Below are 23,505 nucleotides of genomic sequence, written 5' to 3'. Positions count from 1 at the left end.
GCCGACGCACCCGCCGACCTCACGGAGCACACCCAGCGCGAGCGCCGCGAGGAGTTCCTCCGGCGACACTGCGCCGGAGCGCCTACCCCCGAGGCAGCCGACGCGATCCGCGCGCAGTGGGCGAACGACCGAGAGGTCGCTATCGCAATCACGATGGGTTGGTAGCGCCGCCCCACACCCGCTGAGCGTCCTGTTCTCGTTCTCGCGCGCGCTAGCTCCGGCGTCTGAGCGCCGTTCGATGCTCCCCTGGACCCTCTGAGAGCCTCCGTCCCACCCCGAACGGGTCGCCGGACGACGCCGGAGGGGTCGCCGGAGCGGCCAGTGCTGGAGTGCTGCATCTTCCTACACTTCCTAATCCGCCTTCGAGTCTCTCTCCCTCTAGAGAGGAATAGGAAGTGTAGGAAAGAGCAGCACTACGACACTCCCTGACGCCGGGGCCCCGCCATCGCCGTCTCCCGCGCTCCATCGCGCCCCGACCGCCGTCGCCGTGTCCGCGACCGCCCGGACGCTGACACCTAACCTGTCCGCCCTCGCCCAGCCACGCGCCGCGCGAGGGCGGACACCCACACCGCTCTAGGAGACACAGCATGACCACCGCCATCGACGACCTTCCCGCCGCGCAGCACGCAGCCCAGACAGCGCGCATCGCACTCGCCGCAACCCAGCGCGAACTCTGGCGCGAGCGCACCCTGCGCCGCCTCCCCCATCTGGAGCCGGTTATCGGCCTCGTGTCCGGCGATTCCGAGAAGGCGTACGCATCTCGCGCAGACGAACTGGACGCTGCGCTCACAGCGGCGCGCTCGGCACGCGGTCGCTGATCCGGCCAGCGACCCGCGTTAGACCCAGTGCTCGGCCCTGCCCTTGAGCTGTCTGTGATGCCACGCGCGGCCCGTCATGCGCCACTTCACGTTGGCGACGACATCGAGAGTGACGGCAACGTGCACGCCCTCAGCGTCAAACTGCGCCCGCTTCACGTCGAACGCTGGAAGCACGGCAGGGAAATCCACGCTGATCGCCCCACCCATCGCCTTGACAAACTCAGATCGGGCCGAGCATGCGACGCCGTACATCTCCGCCGACACGCTCACATCTCGAGCGTCGTCCAGACCGCGATTGGTGATCGTCAGCCTGGCGAGTGCGGGTTCTACGAACAACTTCCAGTCGATACCCGCCGCGTCTTGCCGACGCTCTACCCGACTGGCGCGGCGCTCGGCGATGATCGCAACAGCCAATGAGCCTCCACCGAGCACCACGCTCGCGACGAGCGCCCAAACTGCGATCGCATCTCCCGCTTCCATGGCCCAACTCTAGAGACCACACGACCACGTAGTCGCACGCACTGACCGCAGGCCCCGGTCCCCCCCGCCCTGCAGATGAGCCTTCGCCGCCGAGCCGATCTCAATTCAACCTGGCGGGGTCATCTCCAAGCCCGGTGCGGCATAGCGTCTCCCAATCAATGCGCATGGGGCCCCGTTTTCAAGACCCCGTTTACACGCACGAAAGGAGGCCCGCCCATGGCTGACACGGCTTTCCGCGCGCGGACCTCCTGGACCGCCGCCACAAAAAGGGCCTTCTAGCCGCCCACGACACGCCGCGCGACGTTGTGAAAAGTTGCCTCTAAGCGTCCTTCTGGGAGCAGTCTCCATAGCGCCCTAGAAAGAGCACTCGGCGGCCTCATTTGGGAACATCCTTTTGAGCTGTCGCGCCCGGCGCTTTGAGGGCTGCCACCTCGGCGGGCGCACAAGGTTGGCGTAGGCCCTAAGCATGTCGCCGCTATCGTCCGAGTTCGGAGCAACTAAGCCATGTCGCGACCGATCGCCCGCCGTGTATCGCGTTGCGTACTCAGGTCCGCGGGCGCTTCCCACGTCCCAAGGCCAAAGGACGTTCGCCCAGTCAGCCAGCAGCTCCGCACGAGGCAAGACCCATCCCCAGTCCAAAGAGTCAAAGCTGACGAGCGTACCGCCGCCCTTCGGTTTCTTCCGCGGCACGCCCCGCCGTTCCAGCTCTTCGAGCGGCGACAGCCACCCGGCGTACAACTCCACGGCGCACCAGAACGCGACGTCTGTTTCTCTCGGTTCGAACAGGTTCAGAGCTTGCGCGGTGAGGTCGTCGTACCGTGCCTTCGCCTCTCGCAGCGGAGCATCTGATCCTGCGATCCAAGATTGGTCATATAGCCCAATACTCACCGCGCTGTGCGCGATCGCGTGTGCTCTGTTCACCAGCGCAATAATCTCGCGACGTCGCCGCCGCCGTGCCCGCACGAGCCCGACCGCCCACACCAGCGCGCCCGTGACTATCCACACGGCAACGCCCGCGATCGCGTTTCCCGCTATCGCAGCCGCGAACTCATCGCTCCCCATGCCCCGATCCTAGGGGCGTGTTCGCCCACCCCAGAAAGACCCCGATGTCCAATACCCCGGCACAGCCAGCGCTCATGAGATCCCTCGATTTCACCCCCGGCGAGTCATCCATCATTCCCGCCACGCACGTCGAGTACGACGCTGTCAACGGCTACCGCATCGTCGCGGGAATCGGCTGACAGGCCCCTCTGTCGAGAGGCACCCCCGGTGATCGTCAGCACGACCCCGACGACCGCCGCCGCGATCCGTCTCATAGGTGAGGCTGTCATCGCCCTCGCCGACGCAATCGCCCATGCCGAGGCTGTCCAGTACGACGCCCCGGCCGCGCCGTCCGCCGTGGAGAACGACCGCCGCCCCGCTGGAGGCGTGCGCCGCCCAACAGAGCACACCGCGACGTCCTGGCCGACGTCTCCGCGTTCGCACCGCCGTCATCTCTGGCGAGGCCACGGCCGCCGACATCACCGCCCACGCCCAAGCCACCGCCGCCGAGCTGACCGCCGCCGTCGAGGCGTGGGCGGGCCTCCGCTACTAAGTCACCACGGACGCGCCTCCCCGCCCTGGGACGGGCCGGGGCGCGTCCGGTCGACCCTCCCCGCACAGCCTCCGCATCGCGCTTCTCGTCGAGGCCCCGGTGGTGGACACGCTCACGCAGACCTCGCGCGATCCCAAGGCCCCGCTCCAGCTCATCCCTCGGACGGGGCCTTTTCGGCGTTTACACGCCATGCCCCGTCCCGACTAGGTGCATCGGCCTACTCTCGCTGAGCACCAGCACGCTCGGCCGCTTGCCGCTTGCTCTCCGGCAGCATCGCGTATATCTCAGCCGACCGCTTTGGGCGCGTGACCAGTTCCTCTACCAGCTCGTTGATCGCGGCCAGAAACATCTCCGCAAGCTCCCCAGCATCGTCGCTGAGGTACAACGCAACCAGGTCGCCATCCTCGCTATGCAGTGCGTCATTGCCCACAACGCGAAGCGCCGTCAGAACCTGCCAGAGCGACGTATTGATCTGGCCGTGCAGCTCGCCGATCCGAGTGTTCAAGTCGCGACGAGCGGGGTTCTGGTCAACAGCCTTGAGTAGGGCCTCAAGCGAGGCCCGGCCCAGCGCCGCAGCAGCGCGCCGAGACCCGGCGAGTACTGAGGATGCCTCATTGAAGAGCGCTGCCGCCGTCTCCGGCATATCTGGGTGCGCCGCCACGGCTCCGCGAGTCACCCGAGGGAAAATCAGCACTCCTTGCCTCCACAGTGAGAGCCGCTGACAGGCCGCGCACAGCGCGGTTTGCCACACAGCGTCCGGCAGATGCGGCGTCCACATCTCTCCCTGTTCGGTGTGGCGTCGCCAATCTGCCTCCGTCACCGATGCGCCCTGCGCGACGAACCACCCCTCTTCATCAACCAGAGCGTACGCCTCGCTCTCTGACCCGGTGTCCACCAGTATCCGGGGCGTAGCCAACACCTGGTGCGCCACTTTGCCGCAATGAGGACACACACCTGACTGTGCTGCTTGGTCCCAAGCTCCGAGGTCCTCCGCCGGATCGCTCTGTGAAGTCATAGCGCGAGCATAGCCACACGCGTCCCTGCGACGCGGCTAATCTCGGCGTATGACCGACCTCGCCGACCTCATCCCGCCGCATGACCCCTCCGAGGACACCCTCGCGGCAGTCGGCGGCATGGCGCTGGACGCAATCCCCATCCTCGGTCCGCTCGCCGGGCGCGCGCTGGACCACGCCTTGGCGGCGCGGGAGCGCGAACGCCGCCACGAGTTCGATATCGGCGTCGTCAGTGCACTCCAGCAGCTCGCTGAACGCTCCGACACCGCCCTTACGCTCGCGGATGTGGTCAACTCGGACGAGTTCCTCGCCACGCTCGCCCGTGTACAGCGCGAGGCCGCCGAGACGGCCAGCCACACCAAGAGACGGCGCCTCGCCCGCGCCGCTGTCTCCGCGCTCGATCCCAGCGCACCGCCCCGAGCCGAGCGCGCCGATTTCCTCCGCCTCATTATCGAGCTGGAGGACCTCCACATCTGGCTCCTAGCGTTCTTCGCCGATCCTCGGGCATGGCTTGACGCGCACGACCTCGCGCACGTCTACGAGAACAGCGGTCTAGGCAGCAGCCCGGGAGTCGCTCTGGAGGCCGCGCTCAATTACCACGACATGACGTTCTCTGTCTCGATAGAGGCGGCACTAGACGACCTGGAGGGCCGCGGGCTCGCCTCCGCACAGCTCCGCACCTTCATGGCGCAAGGGGGCATGGTCCAGCCCCGCGCGTCCGCGCGGGGCCTTGCCCTGCTCCAGTACCTCGATGAGGGCAACCCCGCCGAGGCCGAACCACCGCCCGCCGGATGAGCACAACCGCTAGCCTGCTCGCATGGACGTCGCCTGGGCAATCGAGCAGCTTCGCCACTACCTGCACTTGAACGAGCGGGTCGCTCTGCCTCCCAGTGAGCAAACCTCAAACCGCAAGACGCGCAAGGTAGGCGAAAAGTCAGAGATAACTGCGGCCGAGCATGTCGTAGAGGCCATCTCCATCGCCGTTTATGGAGAGGGCCGCCGCTGGATCAACCCCGAACATGCCGAACGGCTGCTGTGGGAACTGACGGACGGGGTCGCGGTCCGGGAAAAACTCGGCCTGACGGACCCGGGCCCGTTCATCGAGGCTGATCGGCTGCATCCGTGGGTATGGGAGGCAGCGGAGGCACACTGGCGCAGCGGCAACCATCGCGCCGCGGTGTGGGCGGCCTCGGTAAACGTCAACTCACGGACGCAAGGCAAGGTGGGCAACCACAGAGTCGGAGAGAGCAAACTACTCCAACAGGTCTTCGGGCTTGGCGAGCCTACGCCAGGACATCCCCGGCTGAGGCTCACCGACCACGCTAACCCTGACCTCTTCAAGGACGTACACCTTGGGGCAAGTGCCCTTGGTCAAGGCCTTTACGCGGCCGTGCGCAACCCCGTCAATCACGTGACCGAGGAAGCTCACGGGCTGAGCGAGACCGAGGCGCTGGAAGCGCTCGCCGGGTTTAGCCTATTGAGCCGGTGGATCGACCGCGCCGAGGTTGTCTCGGTTGATCCAGCTCCCCACGCAGACACAGTAGAAAGCCACACGCCACTCCTAGACCCTCAATAGGCCGTTCTTCGCGTTTGGTCTCGTCTGGCGCGACAGCCCGGCCTGCAACTGAACGCCGCCGGCGATAGGTCCCCGCTCGCATCCGAGACGGGGGCTTTCTGGCGTTGCAGCCAGTCACCGGGCATCGATGCCCGGCCCACGCGCTCCTAGGATGACCGCATGGGCCTTCTCGACACACTCCGAGCAGCGTTCGGCTTGGGCACAGAGGCCCGCCCAGCTCCGCCCGAGAGCACCGCCGACCCTCAGCCCCGACACATCACCATCTCCGTACGGGTCGAACGTCCTCAGGGGCCGCCCGAGGGCTACGAAAGCCCCTACCTACCTGCCGACCGACAGGCCGAGCTACTCGTGCCGCGCCCCGATGGCCTCCCGCCACTCCACCTCTCTCGCTACCGCGGCGAACTGTGGCTCACCGAGGACACGACAGGCAAGCTAGTCAACGTCAAGGCCCGCCAGCTCCGCAGCCTCGGCATCTGGGGCGCGACCGTTCGCGGCGCTAGCCACTATGAGACCAAGGCCCGTCTCGGCCCTGCCGAACTCGTCCGCGAGCCGGACAACCCTTACGACGCCAACGCCGTAGCCATCCACGTCGGCGGCAAGATTATCGACCACTACAACAAGCAGAAGGCCGCGGCACTCGCCAAGGTACTCGACGGTGGCGAGCCGCTCATCGCTCAGATCATCTCTGTGAACCCGCCTAAGGTCATCGCGACGCGGGCCGAGGTGCTGGCTCACCTCAGCCGCCGCCTCTGCCCCCCGGGGGAACCTCCAACCCCCTCCCACCGGTATGCCCGGACACAGGTCTCCGCGGCCATCTCCGCCGGATTTAGTACCCTGAGAACACCGACCAACAGAGCGAAGGCACCAGCCAAAGGCAACCAATAGGTTCACCCGTCACCGCGACGGGAGCTTTGGAGGTACGCCATGTCCGCTGAGGCCGATCAGTCCCCCTCGTTCATCTCTTGTCCGAACGACGACGAACACGTCGCCGAGGTCAACGGCTTCTGTGCCGAGTGCGGCACCCGCGCATCACCGCCAACAACGAGAGGCGTAGCCGATGAGCTCCCCCCTCTGTGGGACCTCAACGATACGCTTGCCTCCTAAGGTTGGTCGCGACGGAGAGGCCTCATGGAAATAGCGTTGTCAGGCATCGCAATCGTGCTGTCGCTGGTGTCTCTTGCCTGGCAGGCCTTCCAGTGGTCGCGAAACGGCCCTCGCCCTCATCCGCGGGGTGAACTTCGCATAACGGATGACGACCCGCCGGTCTTGCAGATCACCGTCGTCAACAAGGGACGTGCTGCCTGTGAACTGGTGAGCATTGGCCTACGTTCCGCAGCCGACTCGCGCATGTCGTGGGGGCTCACCAACTACGTACACGATCGGTCGGCGAGCCTTCCAGCCGAACTTAAACCCGCTCACAGCTTCGTCGCTGATATTGACGCCGCTCGCCTCGCCGCCGCCATGCAGGGCCACGGTGCGCTAGATCACAGTTGGCACATCGAGATCAAGCTAGGCGACGGTACGACACGCAGGTCAAGAGGCGTAGTGCGTATGGTGCGCGCACTAGACCCGAACCATCCCCAGGTCATAGAGCACAGACCACATAGGACGCGCGTGTTGTCGACCGAGCGTTTGAGGCGGCGTAAGCGATGAATGACGGCTTCGACGGCGGGGCGCGACTGCCCGACGTGCGGCGTGCCCCGGGTCCCGGAGCGCCTCTCCGGCGACTCCCTAGCGCTGGCGTGGAATTGCCCAGTGCATGGTGTCGCCGACATCACACCGGACCCGTTCAACGCCGACTGACCACGCACATCAAGGGGCCCCAGCCGCCCGAGAAATCGAGCGAGCTGGGGGCCTTTTCGCCGTCCCGGCACGACGCCTGGGAGGCCGCTCCAGCGCCTAGGATGGCGCCCAGGGGTCTCTGGCATCTTCGACATGTCAGACGCCCTCCAGCGCTCTCCTAGGCCGCGGTCGCGAGCGGCTCCTCTGCCGCCGCGAGCGCCTCGACCAGCGCCGCCACCACCCCGAAGTCATCGTCGTTCATCCCCCCCTAGGGCGGGGCCCACGAGCAGCAGATCGAGTACGGCCTCGGCGATGTCCCCGGCACACTCGATGGTCTCGTCGACCGCCGCCCGGCGTTCGGCGTCGAGCCCCGCCGCCCACCAGCCCATAGCCTCGCCCATCAGCTCGACGCCGTAGTCCCTCAGGAGGGCCCGGTACGTCGCGATCGTCTCCGACATGTCGCCTCCTTCTGGCGCTCGACCATCGAGCCGCCGCGACCGACCTTAACGACTAACGCCCACTTCCCGCAGGTTCCACGCGCACGTCCACATGCGCATCTGGGCGCGCAAAGGCCCCCGCCTCAAGTGAGACGGGGGCCGCATGCCAACCGCAATTCTCAGCGCAGCATGGCCGATTGGAGCGTATCCAGCCCGACGCCGCCGAGGTCTAGCGCCTTCTTGTGGAACGCCTTCTCCGAGTAGTCCGCGCCCTGACTTGCCGCGTACTCAGACTTTATGTTTTGCCAGATGCGCTGGCCGACCTTGTACGACGGCGCCTGACCGGGCCAGCCGAGGTAGCGGTTGACCTCGAACTGTACGAACTGATCCGACATGTTGACATTGCGGCGCATGAACTCGAGCGCGTACTCGGCATCCCACACGCTGGTGCCGTCGAGGCGCGGCTTGCCGAGGTGCACGCCGATGTCGAGCACCACTCTGGCGGCACGCATCCGCTGACCGTCGAGCATGCCGAGGCGGTCGGCGGGATCGTCGAGGTACCCGAGATGCTCCATCAGACGCTCGGCGTAGAGCGCCCAGCCCTCGGCGTGACCCGACGTGCCGGCAAGCAGTCGACGCCAGGAGTTGAGTTCGGCCCGGTTGTACACGGCCTGGGCGATCTGCAGGTGGTGTCCCGGTACGCCCTCGTGATAGACGGTCGTCAGCTCCCGCCACGTGTCGAACTCCGTCACGCCCTCCGGGACCGACCACCACATCCGGCCGGGGCGTGAGAAATCATCGGTCGGGCCCGTGTAGTAGATCCCACCCTCCTGCGTGGGGGCGATCATGCACTCGATGGTCCGAATCGCCTCCGGGATGTCGAAGTGCGACGCGGCGAGTTCGGCGACCGCCCGATCGCTGGTCTCCTGCATCCACTTCTGGAGCGCGTCGGTGCCGACGAGCTTGCGTGAAGGATCGGCCTCCAGATGGGCGACCGCCTCCTCCACCGACGCGCCAGGGAGGATCTCGTTCGCGATCGCGGTCTGCTCCGCCACCATGCGATCGAGTTCCTCGCGCCCCCACTCGTAGGTCTCGTCGAGATCAATCGTCGCCCCGAGGAATCGGCGGGAGTTCAACGCGTAGAGCTCACGTCCCACCGCGTCGACCTCGCCGGCGACGGGCGCCAGCTCCTCGGCGAGGAACCGACGCAGCTCGTCGTAGGCGACCCGTGCGGCCGCGGAGTTGTCTGCCAGTGTCCGAGCGAGGGACGCGGGGAGCTGGCCCTCGTCGGGGTCGGCATGCGCGACGAACGCCGCGAAGAAACCGTCGTCCGCGGTGTAGCGGTCGATCTGGAGCGCCACCTCGGTGACCTGACGACGGGCAGGAGTGATGCCCTCGGCGATACCGGTGCGGAGCGTCTCGACGTATCCGCGAAGTGCCGCGGGAACGGCCGCGAGACGTGTGGCGATCACGTCCCAGTCGTCGACGGTCGCCGTCGGCATGAGGTCGAACGCAGAGCGCACATCCTGCGGCGCCGAAGCGATCACGTTCAGGTCACGCAGATGCCACTTCGCCTCGTGGAACTCCAGATCCAGACGGAGCTCGGAACTCAGGTCGGTCTTCGTCACCTCGTCGATCGCGTCGGCTGGTTCCAGCGCCGACAGCTTGTCGAGAGTCGCACGGGTCGCCGCAGCGATCTCGTCATGCCCGGCGGGGCTGAGGTCGCCGAACCGATCGTTGACCTCGTCGCGGCCGATGTAGGTGCCGAGCGTGGGCGCCAGAACCGCGATCGTGTCGACCCATTCATCGGCGACGGCGTCGATGGCGGAGGGAGTGCGGGGAGCTGAAGTCATACCCTTCAGCCTAATCCCCGACCCCTCGCCGCACCGGCGCTCAGTGCGCGGCCTCGTTCCAATCCCGACCGCGCCCGACCTGCACGTCGAGCGGAACAGAGAGCTCGGCGGCATCACCCATCCGGGCGCGCACGATGCGCTCCGTGGCATCCCACTCCCCCGGAGCGACCTCGACCACGAGTTCGTCGTGGATCTGCAGCAGCACCCGAGAAGCGAGACCCTCCGTGTGCAGGTCGTCATGGATGTGCAGCAGTGCGATCTTCATGATGTCGGCCGCACTGCCTTGGATCGGCGCGTTGAGGGCGGCGCGTTCGGCGTTCTCGCGCAGCACGCGGTTGGGGCTCGCGAGGTCGGGGAACGGTCGACGGCGGCCAAAGATGGTCTCGGTGTACCCGACCTCCTTGGCCTTCATGACGGACGCGCGGAGGTAGTCGCGGACGGCACCGAATCTCGCGAAGTATTCCACCATCAGCTGCTTCGCCTCGGATTGCTCGATGCGCAGCTGCTTCGACAGCCCGAACGCGGACAGCCCGTACACCAGGCCGTACGACATCGCTTTGACCTTGGTGCGCATCGCGGGCGTGACCTCGCTCGGATCGACGCCGAAGACGCGCGCGCCGACGAAGCGATGCAGATCCTCGCCGCTGTTGAAAGCCTCGATCAGCCCTTCATCGCCCGAGAGGTGCGCCATGATGCGCATCTCGATCTGCGAGTAGTCGGCCGTGAGGAGCGCCTCGTATCCCTCGCCGACCTCGAACGCGCTGCGGATGCGGCGGGACTCCTCGGTGCGCACCGGGATGTTCTGCAGGTTCGGATCGGTGCTCGACAACCGCCCGGTCTGACTCCCTGTCTGGACGTATGTCGTGTGCACACGGTGATCGGCCCCGATGGCCGTGTCGAGCGATTCGATGATCTGACGGAGCTTGGTCGCTTCGCGGTGCTGCAGCAGCAGGCTCAGGAACGGATGCGGATGGCTCTCCTGCAGATCCGCGAGCACGGCGGCATCCGTCGAATAGCCGGTCTTCGTCTTTCGGGTCTTCGGCAGCTGGAGGTCTTCGAACAGCACCTCCTGCAGCTGCTTGGGTGAGCCGAGGTTGAACTCGCGGCCCACGACCGAGAACGCCTCCTGTGCCAGTCCCTCGGCACGGGTCGCGAGCTCGCTCGAGAAGGTGGAGAGCACGTCGTGGGAGACAGCCACGCCGGCGACCTCCATGTCGGCGAGGGTGAGCAGCGTCGGCAGCTCGATGTCGACGAGCACCCCGGCGACCGATTCGGGGATGTCTTCACGGAGGGCGTCCGCGACCCGAAGCGCGAACCATGCCTCTTGTGAGGGCGTCGCACCCTCGGTCTCCGGAACGAGCTGCGACGGGTCGGCCTCCGGCAGTTTCTCGCCCAGATACCGCTCGACGAGATCGGCGAGAGTCTTGTCGGGGAAGCTCGGGCGCAGCAGCCATCCGGCGAGGCTCGTGTCATACGCGAGGCCACGGAGGCGGATGCCCTGACGGATCAGTGCCTTCACCTGCGGCTTCGCGTCGTGCAGCACCTTCGGCGCATTGGACTCGAGCCATCCGCGCAGTGCGTCGGCTGCACCATCCGTCCAATCGGACTCGCGCAGCTCGCTCGCCGTCGCGGCGCCGATGCGTACCGGGGCGCCGCCCTGCGTCGCGAGTCGGATCGCGACGTCGCCGTCCTGCGCGGCCGCCCAGGTGGCGAGATCGGTCGCCGAGACCTCGACGGGCGTGGGCAGCACGACGACGGACGCGGGGTCGTCCGCCACCTCGCCTGCTCCGACGGCCTCGAACACCCGGGGCAGCAGGGTGCGGAACTCGAGGCGGGCGAAGATGTCGCGCACCGCCTGTGCGTCGATCGGTGTGACGGCGAGATCGGCCGGTCCCACCGGCAACTCGACGTCGGTGAGCAGACGGTTGAGTTTGCGATTGCGTCGCACGTCGTCGATGTGGTCGCGGAGGTTGCCGCCGACCACTCCCTTGATCTCATCGGCGCGCGCGATCAGCTCGTCGAGGGAACCGAACTGGGTCAGCCACTTGACCGCGGTCTTCTCCCCGACCTTCGGCACGCCGGGGAGGTTGTCGCTGGTCTCGCCCACGAGTGCAGCGATGTCGGGATACTGCTCGGGTCGGACCCCGTAGCGCTCCTGCACGGTGACGGGGTCATAGCGCTTGAGCTGGGAGACACCTTGGACCGACGGGTAGAGCAGCGTGACATCGTCGTTGACGAGCTGGATCGTGTCGCGGTCTCCTGAGACGACGAGGACGTCATAGCCGAGCTCGGCTCCCTGACCCGCGAGGGTCGCGAGGATGTCGTCGGCCTCGATCCCCTCTTTCGTGAGAACGGGGATCGACATCGCGGCGAGGCAGTCCTGGAGCAGCGGGATCTGCCCCCGGAACTCCTGCGGGGTCTCCGAGCGCGTCGCCTTGTACTCCGGGTACTCGTCGGTGCGGAACGAATGGCGAGAGGTGTCGAAGGCGATCGCCATGTGCGTGGGCTGCTCGGCCTTGATGAGGTTCACCAGCATCGAGAGGAAGCCGTAGATGGCGTTCGTGTGCTGGTTGTCTTTGGTCGTGAAGTTCTCGACCGGGAGGGCGAAGAAAGCACGGTAGGCGAGTGAGTGGCCGTCGACGACCATGAGGGTAGGCTTTGCGGAGTCCGTCACCCTGTCAGCCTAACGAGGACGACAGACACCCGCTGAGGAGGATCATGAGCGACGTCGCGACGAGTGAAGGGCTCGAGTGGGCCACAGCCCGCGGTATGGGCGCTCTCGCCGAGAAGATGGGCATGGAGTTCGTCGAGTTCGGCGTGGATCGCTGCGTGGCGACCATGCCTGTCGAGGGCAACACCCAGCCCGTGGGCCTCATGCACGGCGGAGCGTACGTCGTGCTCGGCGAGTCCCTCGGGTCGATGGCAGCCAATCTGCACGCGGGCGCCGGTCGACTCGCGGTCGGTGTCGACATCAACGCGACGCACACCCGGTCGGCGACGTCGGGAGTCGTGACCGGCGTATGCACCCCGGTCCACCTCGGGCGGAGCATCACGGTGCACGAGATCGTGGTGACGGACGATCAGGGGCGTCGCTGCTCGACGATCCGGATCACGAACATGATCAAGGACCTTCCCTCGGGGAGCTGACCGGCACCTCGAGCAGCCGCTGGAACAGCAGGTGGTCCTGCCACTCCCCCGCGATCAGCAGGTACTTCGGGGCGAGTCCGATCCGCTCGAAGCCGTTGCCGAGCAGCACGTGCTGAGAGCCGAGGTTGTGCAGCAGCGTCGCGGCCTGCAGGCGATGCAGGCGCAGTTCATCGCGCGCGTACGCGGCGATCAGCCCGACGGCACGACTCGCGAGGCCCCTACGCAGGCGTGAGGCATCGATCCAGTAGCCGAGGTCCGCGCTCCAGAAGGCGCCGCGCACGATGTTGTTGAGGTTCATCCTGCCGCGGATCTCGCCGTCCTCCGACTCGATCACGAATCGGAGGCTCCGTCCTGCCGCGGCGTCATCGACGCACTGCTGCGCGTGCTGCTCCTGGGATGCGACGGTGAAGAACCCTTCGGAGCGGATGGGTTCCCACGGTGCGAGGTGTTCGCGATTCGCAAGGTACGCACGCGAGAGTGCGGCACCGTCACCCAGGCGGACTGGCCGCAGGATGTGCTCGGTGTCGAGCCGGAGCATCCCGGCCGACGCCATTACTTCTTGGGAGCGAGCTGTTCGATGATCGCCTTGGCGACGTCCTGCATCGTCAAGCGCCGATCCATCGACGCCTTCTGGATCCATCGGAACGCCTCGGGCTCGCTCAGGCCCATCTTCTCGTTGAGCAGGCCCTTGGCGCGGTCGACGAGCTTGCGGGTCTCGAAGCGCTCGACCATGTCGGCGACCTCGGCCTCGAGCGTGATGATCTGCTCGTGGCGGGCCAGCGCGATCTCGATGGCGGGAAGGAGGTCGTTCGGCGTGAACGGCTTCACGACGTACGCCAGCGCGCCCGCCTCGCTCGCGCGCTCGACGAGTTCCTTCTGGCTGAACGCCGTGAGGAGGACGACGGGTGCGATGTTGCCCTTGTGCAGCTTCTCCGCGGCGCTGATGCCGTCGAGCTGAGGCATCTTGACATCCATGATCACGAGGTCGGGCCGCAGCTCGGTCGCCAGCGCCACCGCCGTCTCTCCGTCACCGGCCTCACCGACGACATCGAAGCCGTTGTCGCGAAGGATCTCGACGATGTCGAGGCGGATCAGCGACTCATCCTCGGCGACGACGACGCGGCGCGGGGCGGATGACGTGGGCTGCTCGGCCTGCTCTTCTTGCTCTGTCACACGTCCATCCTAGTGGAGTGGTCCGTGAGCGGGCTGTAGGGGCTCGGTGCGGAGGAGCAAGCCTCCCGCCTGCGCTAAAGTCGTAGACGCGACACACGAGCCGGCGTGGCGGAATGGCAGACGCGGAGCACTCAAAATGCTTTGTCCGAAAGGGCGTGTGGGTTCGAGTCCCACCGCCGGCACACAGATATCGACGACCGACGATCACTCCGCCAGGACGGCGAGCTCGGCCAGGACGCGAGGGTGCGCGAGGATCCGGAAGTGCCCGCCTGTCTCGAGTCGCACGTTCTTCGCACCGGCCAGCTCGCTGCCTTCCGGGATGTGGGGATCGAACTCGGCGTAGATCGACACGATCCGCTCGTTGACCGTGAGCTGTCGGGCCATGTCCACGATCGAGGGATCTTCCGGTGAGAACGCGCGCAGGGTGCGCGACAGCATCAGCCGGGCGTAGCGAGAGCCGCCGAACGGTGTCGCGATCGCGAGCATCGAACGCACCCTCTCTCCTGCATGGCCGGTCATGACGAGCTTGCCGGCGAGCCCGCCCTTGCTGTGCGCGACGAGGATCACGTCGGTGAGCTCGCGTCGCTGCAGGAACTCCGCGACGGAGGCGGCGATTTCTGCCACCGGGCGCTCGTTCCGATGAAGCGTGTCGACGATGTGGACGGCGTGCCCCCTCGCGTGTATCTGCTCCACGAGGGGCTGCATGAACTTCCACGTCTCGTACACCCCGGGCAGCACGACGATGTGCGCTGAGCTCCCCGACGCGAAGGCCGCGGGGTCGGTGCGGTCGAACATCGCGCGCACCTGCCAGTAACCGGCGTACGCATAATCGGCGACCCACCAGCCGGCTTTCCTCAGCGCTCCGATGACGCGCTCCCCGACAGACGGCTTCGGCTCATGAGACAAAAGCTACCGGACCACACGGCAGAGGGGGCGAGACCGAAGTCCCACCCCCTCTGAATGCTGTGCGTCAGACGCCCGCCTTGTAGATCGGTGCTGCACCGCGGATCGCGTCACCGACCTTGTGCACACGAAGGTCGTTCGTCGAGCCGATGATCCCGGGAGGGGAACCCGAGATCACGACGACCTTGTCCCCTTCCTCTGCCAGACCGTTGCCGAGCAGATACTCGTCGACCTGGTGATACATCAGGTCGGTGTGCTGCACCATGTCGACGAGCGTCGAGCGGATACCCCAGGTGAGCGCCATACGACGACGGATACCCGGCTCAGGGGTGAACGCGATCATCGGGATGCGCGACCGCAGACGCGACAGGCGACGCGCGGAGTCGCCCGACTGCGTGAAGACGCAGAGGAACTTCGCATCGACGAACTCGGCGACCTCGAGCGCGGCGAGGGTGATCGCACCGCCCTGGGTACGGGGCTTGGTCGTGAGCGGCGCGATGCGCTCCAGCCCGTGCTCCTCGGTCGATTCGATGATGCGGGCCATGGTCTCGACGACCACGACCGGGTAGTCGCCCACACTCGTCTCGCCGGACAGCATGACCGCATCGGCCCCATCGAGCACGGCGTTGGCGACATCCGAGGTCTCGGCGCGCGTCGGGACGGGGCTGTTGATCATGGACTCGAGCATCTGCGTCGCGACGATGACAGGCTTCGCGTTGCGGCGGGCCAGCTCCACGGCGCGCTTCTGCACGATCGGCACGGCTTCGAGCGGCAGCTCCACACCGAGGTCGCCACGAGCGACCATGATCGCGTCGAAGGCATCCACGATCTCCTCGAGCGCGTCGACCGCCTGCGGCTTCTCGACCTTGGCGATGACGGGTACCTTGACGCCCTCCTCGGCCATGATCTCGTGCACGCGGGTCACGTCGGCGGCGTTCCGCACGAAGGAGAGCGCGATCAGGTCGGCGCCGATGCGGAGACCCCAGCGCAGGTCGTCCTCGTCCTTCTCGCTCAGAGCAGGCACGTTCACCGCGACACCCGGGAGGTTGATGCCCTTGTTGTTGGACACGGCGCCCGCGACGATCACCTTGGTGGTGACGGTGACGCCGTCGGTCTCGACCACCTCGACGCGGACCTTGCCGTCGTCGATGAGCAGGAAGTCCCCGGGCTTCACATCGTGCGGGAGGCCCTTGAACGTGGTTCCCGAGATCTCCTTGTTGCCGAGGATGTCTTCGGTGGTGATCTTGAAGATGTCGCCCTTGGCGAGCTCGTACGGTCCGCCCTCGAACTTGCCGAGGCGGATCTTCGGGCCCTGCAGGTCGACGAGGATCGCGACGGCGCGGCCGGCATCCTCGGCCGCACGACGCACGTTGGCGTAGTTGTTCTCGTGCACGGAGTAGTCGCCGTGGCTGAGGTTCAGGCGGGCGACATCCACCCCCGCATCGATCAGTGCGCGCACCGTCTCATAGGTGGAGGTGGCGGGGCCCAGGGTGGCGACGATTTTCGCGCGTCTCAAAGATTGCTCCAGGGTAGAAGTGGGGGATGTAGATCAGGCGACGGTGCCGGCCTCAGCCTACGCGGGCTGGAGTCCGATCGCGACATCGCTCGGGCGCACGGGCTCGGGGAGCACGGTCGTTCCCATCAGGTACCGGTCGACGTTCGCCGCGGCGGCCCGACCTTCGGCGATGGCCCACACGATGAGCGACTGTCCGCGGCCGGCGTCACCGGCGACGAACACACCGGGGACGGTGGACTCGTACGAGGAATCGCGGCGGAACGCTCCGCGGTCGCTCACCTGCGGAAGGGTCTCCTCGGTGTATCCGTCCTGCTCCGGTCCGGTGAAGCCCATCGCGATGAGGATCAGATCGGCGGGGATCTCGCGCTCGGTGCCGCTCTTGGGAACACGACGTCCGTCGACGTACTCGGTCTCGGCGACGCGCAGCGCGCGGACCTCGCCGACCTCGTTCCCGAGGAACTCGACGGTGGACGCGAGGAAGACCCTCTCGCCACCCTCTTCGTGCGCGGAGGACACCTCGAAGATCGTCGGCATCATCGGCCACGGCTGGTGGTCGGGGCGGGTGTCGCCGGGCTGCTTGCCGATCGCGAGGTTCGTGACGCTGAGCGCCCCCTGGCGGTGTGCCGTGCCGATGCAGTCCGCACCGGTGTCGCCGCCGCCGATGACGATGACGTGCTTGCCCTCGGCGCTGATCTGGTCGGTGACCTTGTCGCCGGCGACCGCGTGATTGGACTCGACGAGGTACTCCATCGCGAAGTGCACGCCGTCGAGGTCACGTCCGGGGATCGCAAGGTCACGCGGAACAGTCGCGCCGGTGGCGATCACGACCGCGTCGTAGCGGGCGCGCAGGTCGGGCCAGGAGATGTCCTTGCCGATCTCCACACCGGCGCGGAACCGGGTGCCCTCCTCCTGCATCTGGCGAAGGCGCGACTCGAGCTGCGTCTTCTCCATCTTGAAGTCGGGGATGCCGTAGCGGAGCAGACCGCCGATCCGGTCGTCGCGCTCGAACACGGCGACCGTGTGCCCTGCGCGCGTGAGCTGCTGGGCGGCAGCGAGACCGGCAGGGCCCGATCCGACGACGGCGACGGTCTTGCCGGTCAGACGCTCCGGCGGCTCCGGCTCGACCCAGCCCTTCGCGAACGCCTCGTCGATGATCGAGACCTCGATCTGCTTGATCGTGACCGCGGGCTGGTTGATGCCGAGCACGCATGAGCTCTCACACGGTGCCGGGCAGAGACGACCGGTGAACTCCGGGAAGTTGTTCGTGGCGTGCAGACGCTCGATGGCGGCGCGGCCCTCGCCCCGCCAGGTGAGGTCGTTCCACTCCGGGATCAGGTTGCCCAGGGGGCAGCCCTGATGGCAGAACGGCACACCACAGTCCATGCAGCGGCCGGCCTGGCGACGGAGAACCGCCTTGTCGCCGGGCTCGTAGACCTCTTTCCAGTCCATGATGCGCACCGGCACCGGACGTCGTGCGGGAAGTTCCCGCTCGGTCACCTTCAGAAAGCCTTTGGGATCAGCCACCGGTCACCTCCAGGATGCGGTTCCACACGATGTCGCCGTCGGGGTCTATCCCCTCGGCCAGTGCCTCCTCGCGCATGCTCCGCACGGCGGCGAAGTCCCGAGGAAGCACCTTCACGAACTCCGACGCACTCTCCTCGAAGCTCTCCAGGAGAGCGGAGGCTCGCGGCGATGCCGTGCGTTCGACGTGCGCGACGAGCAGGCTGCGCAGCACCTCGAGGTCTGCCCGGTCGAGGGGCTCGAGACGCAGCTCGCCGCCGCCCAGCGACTGCGCGTTCACCTTGGCAGAGTCGAGAGCGTGGACATACGCCACTCCCCCGGACATCCCCGCGCCGAAGTTGCGTCCGGTCGAGCCGAGGATCACGGCCAGACCTCCGGTCATGTACTCGAGAGCGTGGTCGCCCACACCCTCGACGACCGCGGTGGCGCCCGAATTGCGTACGAGGAATCGCTCGCCCACGACGCCCGAGATGAACATCGTGCCCGATGTCGCGCCGTAGCCGATCACGTTGCCGGCGATGACGTTCTCGTGCGGTGCGATCGACGAGCCGCGAGGCGGCCGGATCGTGATGTCGCCGCCCGAGAGGCCCTTGCCGACATAGTCATTCGCGTCGCCTTCGAGCCGCAGGACGATGCCCGGTGGCAGGAAGGCCCCGAGAGACTGTCCTGCGGTCCCGTGCAGCGTGACATCGATCGTCCCCTCCGGGAGACCCGTGGCGCCATGCCTAGAGGTCACCTGGTGGCCGAGCATCGTGCCGACCGCGCGCTCGGTGTTCGCAATCGGGAGTTCCACGACCACGGGTTCCGCATTGAGCAGTGCGTTCTTGGCGATGTCGATCAGTTGGACGTCGAAGTGCTTGTCGAGTTCGTGGTCTTGGGCGCGTGCGTGGCGGCGGGCTTCGCCGGCAGGGAAGGCAGGGCCCTCGAGGACGGGGCTGAGGTCGAGTCCCTCGGCCTTCCAGTGCTCGACCGCGGCGTCGACCTCGATGAGGTCGGCCCGTCCGATGATCTCGTCGAGGGAACGGTAGCCGAGCTCGGACAGCAGCTCGCGCACCTCCTCGGCGATGAACTCCATGAAGTTCACGACGAACTCCGGCTTGCCGGTGAAGCGGTCGCGCAGGACGGGGTTCTGCGTCGCGACGCCCACGGGGCAGGTGTCGAGGTGGCAGACGCGCATCATGATGCAACCACTGACGACGAGGGGCGCGGTCGCGAAGCCGAACTCCTCGGCGCCCAGCAGCGCGCCGATGATGACGTCCCGGCCGGTCTTCAACTGACCGTCGACCTGGACGACGACGCGGTCGCGCATGCCGTTGAGCATGAGCGTCTGCTGCGTCTCGGCGAGACCGAGCTCCCACGGCGTTCCGGCGTGCTTGAGCGAGTTCAACGGACTCGCGCCCGTGCCGCCGTCGTGGCCGGACACCAGGATCACGTCGCTGAGCGCCTTCGCCACGCCCGCGGAGACCGCACCGATACCGGACTGGCTCACCAGCTTGGTGTGGATGCGCGCCTCGGGGTTCGCACGCTTCAGGTCGAAGATGAGCTGCTTGAGGTCTTCGATCGAGTAGATGTCGTGGTGCGGCGGCGGCGAGATGAGGCCTACGCCCGCCGTGGCGTGCCGGGTACGGGCGACCCACGGATAGACCTTCGTGGGGGGCAGCTGCCCTCCCTCGCCAGGCTTCGCGCCCTGAGCGAGCTTGATCTGGATGTCGTCCGCCTCGGTGAGGTACAGGCTCGTCACCCCGAAGCGTCCCGAGGCCACCTGCTTGATGGCGCTGCGACGCTCGGGGTCGACCAGCCGGTCGGGGTCCTCGCCGCCCTCACCCGTGTTCGACTTGCCGCCGATGCTGTTCATCGCGACGGCGAGGGTCTCGTGCGCCTCGCGGGAGATCGAGCCGTAGCTCATGGCTCCGGTGGAGAACCGCTTGACGATCGCCGACACGGGTTCGACCTCGTCCAACGGCACGGGCTTTCGGGTGCCGGTGCGCAGCTGGAACAGTCCGCGCAGGGTCTTCAGCTCCGCGGCCTGGTCGTCGACGAGCTTCGTGTACTCGCGGAAGATGTCGTAGCGGCGCGTGCGGGTCGAGTGCTGCAGCTTGAACACCGTCTCCGGGTTGAACAGGTGCGGGGAGCCGTCGCGACGCCACTGGTACTCACCACCCGTCCACAGACGCTCATGCGCGCGCGCAGCCGCATCCTCGGGATAGGCGTAGTCATGACGCGCCTGGTTCTCGGCGAAGATCTCCTCGATGCCGATACCGCCGAGCTTCGACTCCGTACGGGTGAAGTACGCGTCGATGAACTCCTGGCTGAGGCCGATCGCCTCGAACACCTGGGCACCCGCATACGACGACACCGTGGAGATGCCCATCTTCGACATGATCTTGAGCACGCCCTTGCCGAGCGCGTAGATCAGGTTCTTGACGGCCTTCTCGGTCGTGATTCCGGTGATGAAGCCGGTGCGCACGAGGTGCTCGACCGTCTCCATCGCGAGATACGGGTTGACGGCGGAGGCGCCGTAGCCGATGAGCGTCGCCACGTGGTGCACCTCGCGCACATCGCCCGCCTCGACGATGAGCCCGACCTTCATCCGGTTCTCGCGGCGGATGAGGTGGTGGTGGATCGCCGAGACCATGAGCAGCGACGGGATCGGCGTCAGGTCCTTGTTCGAATCGCGGTCGGACAGGATGATGAACTCGGCGCCGTTCTCGATGGCATCATCCACCTCGGCGCACATCTCCGTGAGACGGTCCTGGAGCGTCTGAGGGCCCGCGTCGAAATGGTACAGGCCGCGGATCGTGGCGCTCCATCGTCCGGGCATGGCCTTGTCGATGTGCCGGATCTTGGCCAGCTCGTCGTTGTCGATGACGGGGAAGTCGAGCGAGACGGTGCGCGTGTGCTCAGGACCCCACGACAGGAGGTTGCTCTCCGGCCCGAGGCCCAGCTTGAGGCTCGTGACGACCTCTTCACGGATCGAGTCGAGCGGAGGGTTCGTGACCTGGGCGAACTGCTGCGTGAAGTAGTCGAACAGCAGACGTGGACGCTTGCTGAGCACGGCAATCGGGGTGTCGGAACCCATGGCGCCGAGCGGCTCGACTCCGGTCTGCCCCATCGGGGTGAGGAGGATGCGGACCTCCTCCTCCGTGTAGCCGAAGGTGCGCTGGCGCCGGGTGATCGATGCCGGAGGGTGCACGATGTGCTCGCGCTCGGGGAGCTCCGCGAGACGCACGGCACCGGCATCCAGCCACTCCTGCCACGGGTGCATCGTGGAGAGGTCGCGTTTGATCTCGCTGTCCTCGACGATGCGACGCTGCGAGGTGTCGACCAGGAACATCTTGCCCGGCTGCAGACGGCCACGGCGCTTGATGCGCTCCGGCTCGAAGTGCAGCACGCCGGTCTCGGAGCCGATCACGACCAGACCATCGGTCGTCTCGGTCCAGCGCCCTGGACGCAGTCCGTTGCGGTCGAGGGTCGCACCCACCAGGGTTCCGTCGGTGAAGATGAGCGCGGCCGGTCCGTCCCACGGCTCCATCTGGTTCGAGTGGTATTCGTAGAACGAGCGCAGCTCCGGCGTGATGTCGGACTGCTTCTCGTAGGCCTCTGGCACCATCATCATGATGGCGTGGGGCAGACTCCGCCCGGTCAGGGTCAGCAGCTCGAGGACCTCGTCGAACGAGGCGGAGTCGCTGGCGCCGTCGGTGCAGATCGGAAGCAGCGGCGCGATGTCGCCGAGCAGTTCGGACTCGAGCTGCGACTGGCGCGCGCGCATCCAGTTGCGGTTGCCGCCGACGGTGTTGATCTCGCCGTTGTGGGCGAGCATGCGCAGCGGCTGCGCCAGAGGCCAGGAGGGGAACGTGTTCGTCGAGTAGCGGGAGTGCACGACCGCGAGCTCGGAGGCGAAGCGCTCGTCCTGCAGGTCGGGATAGAACGGCTCCAGCTGGAGCGTCGTGACCATGCCCTTGTAGCCCAGGGTCCGGGCGGACAGGGAGACGAAGTAGGCGCCGAGCTCATGACCTGCGCGCTTGCGCAGCCGGTAGGCGACGCGATCGAGGGCGATGCCCGTGAGCGGCGCGTCGGCGTGGGTCGCGCCACCCGCGCTCACGAACAGCTGCTCGAACGCGGGCCGTGCCTCGTCGGCGAGCTTGCCGAGGTTCTCGTTCGCTGTGGGGACCTCGCGCCAGCCGAGGACGCGAAGCCCCTCGGAACGGGCGATCTTCTCGATCCCGGCCTTCTGCTGGCGACGCTCGCTCGAATCGCGAGGCAGGAACGCCAGTCCTGCGGCGTACTCCCCCACGGGCGGCAGTTCGAAGCCGGCGACAGCGCGGAGGAACGCATCGGGCATCTGCGTCAGGATGCCGGCGCCGTCCCCGGTGCCCGCGTCGGAGCCGATGGCCCCGCGGTGCTCCAGGTTGCGCAGGGCCTCGAGGGCCAACGCGATGATGTCGTGCCCGGCTTCGCCGCGCAGGGTCGCGACCATGGCGAGGCCGCAGGCGTCCTTCTCGAACGCCGGGTTGTACATGCCCTGCTTCGGGGGGTAGGCGCCGGACGCGCCGTAGGGTGGCTGGAAGTACACCAGTTACCGTCCTCAGATCTTCAGTGAAACCCGGGGACAACGTCGGCCCGCTCGTTCAGTGCAATGGTTCTCCCGCCACGAGGTGGCGTCGTTATCGGGAGCCGTCCTCGCTCGTGGGAGCGGTGCTTGTGGCAGTGGCTCCCACGGTGACTTCCTCGGTCGGAGGCTCGCTCACGTCCACGAAGTCAGAGGGATTGTTCTGCGATTGTACATCAGCGTCGGCGTCGGTCTTCTCGCGACCCGGCTGGTACGGCGAGGGCTCGAGGCCGGGGTGACGGCGCGTCTGCACGACCAGTATGACCAGACCGACGACCACGCCGAGGATGGCCGCCCACACGTTGCTGCGCAGGCCCAGGATGATCTCGCTCGGGTCGATGCGGATCGACTCCCAGAGGATGCGTCCTGCGCTGTACCAGATGAGGTAGATCGCGAACAGGCGGCCCCACTGGAAGAAGAGCTTCCGACCGAGCCACAGCAGCACCAGCACGCCGAGCCCGTTCCAGATCACCTCGTAGAGGAACGTCGGGTGGAAGAGCGTCCCCTCCGGCAGACCGGGAGGGAAGGCCGAGTTCGTCGACTCGATCTCGAGTCCCCAAGGAAGATCGGTGGGAAGACCGAACAGCTCGTGGTTGAACCAGTTCCCGAACCGCCCCATGGCCTGAGCGAGCAGGAGGCCCGGCGCCAGAGCATCCGCGAACGTCCAGAAGCGGATCCCGGTCCAGCGGCAGCCGAGGTAGGCGCCGATGGCACCTCCGATGAGCGCACCGAAGATCGCGATGCCGCCCTCCCAGATGGCCCACACCGAACCCGGCTCGAAGGGGTTCCAGGTGTTCTTGCCCTCACCGAAGTAGAAGTTCGGGTGGGTGAGCACATGGAAGATACGGGCGCCGATGATCGCGAGCGGCACCGCCAGGATCGAAATGTCGATCACGACCCACGGCTCCGCACCGCGCTTGGTGATGCGACGGTTGGTCAGCAGCGTGGCGGCGATGATGCCGGCAATGATGCACAGCGCGTAGAAGTGGATGCGTACCGGCCCGAGGTCGAAGTAGGACACCGGGGGGCTCGGGATGCTGGCGAGCACGCTCGTGAAGGTGCTGGGGAACGCGAGGGACATGA

At 66.9% G+C, this 23,505-nt stretch carries 18 protein-coding genes and 1 tRNA gene; 6 read left to right on the top strand and 13 right to left on the bottom strand.

Features of this window, described 5'->3' with window-relative positions:
* The first annotated feature begins 587 nt into the window (after window positions 1–587).
* Window positions 588–818, top strand: coding sequence for a hypothetical protein (locus AB0E56_RS11185; protein WP_359798941.1), 231 nt, complete (start codon window positions 588–590; stop codon window positions 816–818).
* A gap of 18 nt (window positions 819–836) precedes the next feature.
* Here the strand turns inward: AB0E56_RS11185 and AB0E56_RS11180 are convergent, their stop codons facing one another.
* From AB0E56_RS11180 to AB0E56_RS11170, 3 genes are all read right to left on the bottom strand, one after another.
* Window positions 837–1,298 carry a hypothetical protein gene (locus tag AB0E56_RS11180; protein WP_359798939.1) on the bottom strand — a complete coding sequence of 154 codons (462 nt, stop codon included), beginning with the start codon at window positions 1,296–1,298 and terminating at the stop codon, window positions 837–839.
* Window positions 1,299–1,652: 354 nt separating this feature from the next.
* The gene (locus AB0E56_RS11175; RefSeq protein ID WP_359798938.1) at window positions 1,653–2,360 is read right to left on the bottom strand and encodes a hypothetical protein; all 708 of its coding nucleotides are present in this window, start codon (window positions 2,358–2,360) and stop codon (window positions 1,653–1,655) included.
* Between the two features lie 749 nt (window positions 2,361–3,109).
* Window positions 3,110–3,907 (bottom strand): DUF4145 domain-containing protein, encoded by a 798-nt coding sequence (locus AB0E56_RS11170; protein WP_359798936.1) that lies wholly within the window; start codon window positions 3,905–3,907, stop codon window positions 3,110–3,112.
* A 49-nt stretch (window positions 3,908–3,956) separates the two neighbouring features.
* Here AB0E56_RS11170 and AB0E56_RS11165 point away from each other — a divergent pair, with 49 nt between their 5' ends.
* From AB0E56_RS11165 to AB0E56_RS11155, 3 genes are all read left to right on the top strand, one after another.
* Window positions 3,957–4,700 carry a hypothetical protein gene (locus tag AB0E56_RS11165; RefSeq protein WP_359798934.1) on the top strand — a complete coding sequence of 248 codons (744 nt, stop codon included), beginning with the start codon at window positions 3,957–3,959 and terminating at the stop codon, window positions 4,698–4,700.
* Window positions 4,701–4,722: 22 nt separating this feature from the next.
* Entirely contained in the window at window positions 4,723–5,481 is a 759-nt protein-coding gene (locus AB0E56_RS11160) for a TIGR02391 family protein (protein WP_359798933.1), read from the top strand.
* Between the two features lie 159 nt (window positions 5,482–5,640).
* Window positions 5,641–6,366, top strand: a complete 726-nt coding sequence (locus AB0E56_RS11155; RefSeq protein WP_359798932.1) for a hypothetical protein — start codon at window positions 5,641–5,643, stop codon at window positions 6,364–6,366.
* Between the two features lie 1,145 nt (window positions 6,367–7,511).
* Here the strand turns inward: AB0E56_RS11155 and AB0E56_RS11150 are convergent.
* From AB0E56_RS11150 to polA, 3 genes are all read right to left on the bottom strand, one after another.
* Window positions 7,512–7,721, bottom strand: coding sequence for a hypothetical protein (locus AB0E56_RS11150; protein ID WP_359798930.1), 210 nt, complete (start codon window positions 7,719–7,721; stop codon window positions 7,512–7,514).
* 158 nt (window positions 7,722–7,879) lie between these two features.
* Complete coding sequence (locus tag AB0E56_RS11145; protein ID WP_359798929.1) at window positions 7,880–9,553, bottom strand: DUF885 domain-containing protein; 1,674 nt, start codon at window positions 9,551–9,553, stop codon at window positions 7,880–7,882.
* A 40-nt stretch (window positions 9,554–9,593) separates the two neighbouring features.
* Window positions 9,594–12,227: a DNA polymerase I gene (gene polA, locus AB0E56_RS11140; protein ID WP_359798927.1), complete on the bottom strand. Its 2,634-nt coding sequence runs from the start codon at window positions 12,225–12,227 to the stop codon at window positions 9,594–9,596.
* Between the two features lie 44 nt (window positions 12,228–12,271).
* Between polA and AB0E56_RS11135 the strand changes: the two genes are divergently transcribed.
* Entirely contained in the window at window positions 12,272–12,700 is a 429-nt protein-coding gene (locus AB0E56_RS11135) for a hotdog fold thioesterase (RefSeq protein ID WP_359798925.1), read from the top strand.
* Here AB0E56_RS11135 and AB0E56_RS11130 read toward each other — a convergent pair.
* Window positions 12,675–13,253 carry a GNAT family protein gene (locus AB0E56_RS11130; protein WP_359798924.1) on the bottom strand — a complete coding sequence of 193 codons (579 nt, stop codon included), beginning with the start codon at window positions 13,251–13,253 and terminating at the stop codon, window positions 12,675–12,677. The genes AB0E56_RS11135 and AB0E56_RS11130 overlap by 26 nt on opposite strands.
* The gene (locus AB0E56_RS11125) at window positions 13,253–13,873 is read right to left on the bottom strand and encodes a response regulator (protein WP_017830602.1); all 621 of its coding nucleotides are present in this window, start codon (window positions 13,871–13,873) and stop codon (window positions 13,253–13,255) included. The genes AB0E56_RS11130 and AB0E56_RS11125 overlap by 1 nt, the downstream gene beginning before the upstream one ends.
* A 99-nt stretch (window positions 13,874–13,972) precedes the next feature.
* Here AB0E56_RS11125 and AB0E56_RS11120 point away from each other — a divergent pair.
* Window positions 13,973–14,055, top strand: a tRNA-Leu gene (locus tag AB0E56_RS11120).
* Between the two features lie 22 nt (window positions 14,056–14,077).
* Here AB0E56_RS11120 and AB0E56_RS11115 read toward each other — a convergent pair.
* The 5 genes from AB0E56_RS11115 to lgt form a co-directional block, all read right to left on the bottom strand.
* Entirely contained in the window at window positions 14,078–14,668 is a 591-nt protein-coding gene (locus tag AB0E56_RS11115; RefSeq protein ID WP_359798923.1) for an alpha/beta hydrolase, read from the bottom strand.
* Window positions 14,669–14,843: 175 nt separating this feature from the next.
* Window positions 14,844–16,292 carry a pyruvate kinase gene (pyk, locus tag AB0E56_RS11110; protein WP_359798921.1) on the bottom strand — a complete coding sequence of 483 codons (1,449 nt, stop codon included), beginning with the start codon at window positions 16,290–16,292 and terminating at the stop codon, window positions 14,844–14,846.
* A gap of 57 nt (window positions 16,293–16,349) precedes the next feature.
* Entirely contained in the window at window positions 16,350–17,816 is a 1,467-nt protein-coding gene (locus AB0E56_RS11105) for a glutamate synthase subunit beta (RefSeq protein ID WP_359798919.1), read from the bottom strand.
* Window positions 17,809–22,332, bottom strand: a complete 4,524-nt coding sequence (gene gltB, locus AB0E56_RS11100) for a glutamate synthase large subunit (protein ID WP_359800048.1) — start codon at window positions 22,330–22,332, stop codon at window positions 17,809–17,811. The genes AB0E56_RS11105 and gltB overlap by 8 nt, the downstream gene beginning before the upstream one ends.
* Before the next feature lie 145 nt (window positions 22,333–22,477).
* Window positions 22,478–23,503, bottom strand: a complete 1,026-nt coding sequence (gene lgt / locus AB0E56_RS11095; RefSeq protein WP_359798917.1) for a prolipoprotein diacylglyceryl transferase — start codon at window positions 23,501–23,503, stop codon at window positions 22,478–22,480.
* Between the last annotated feature and the right edge of the window lie 2 nt (window positions 23,504–23,505).

Source organism: Microbacterium sp. NPDC028030 (genome assembly GCF_040637855.1).
Taxonomy (GTDB): Bacteria; Actinomycetota; Actinomycetes; order Actinomycetales; family Microbacteriaceae; genus Microbacterium.
Note: the sequence above shows the minus strand (reverse complement) of the source record. Positions and strands in the feature narration are given on the sequence as shown.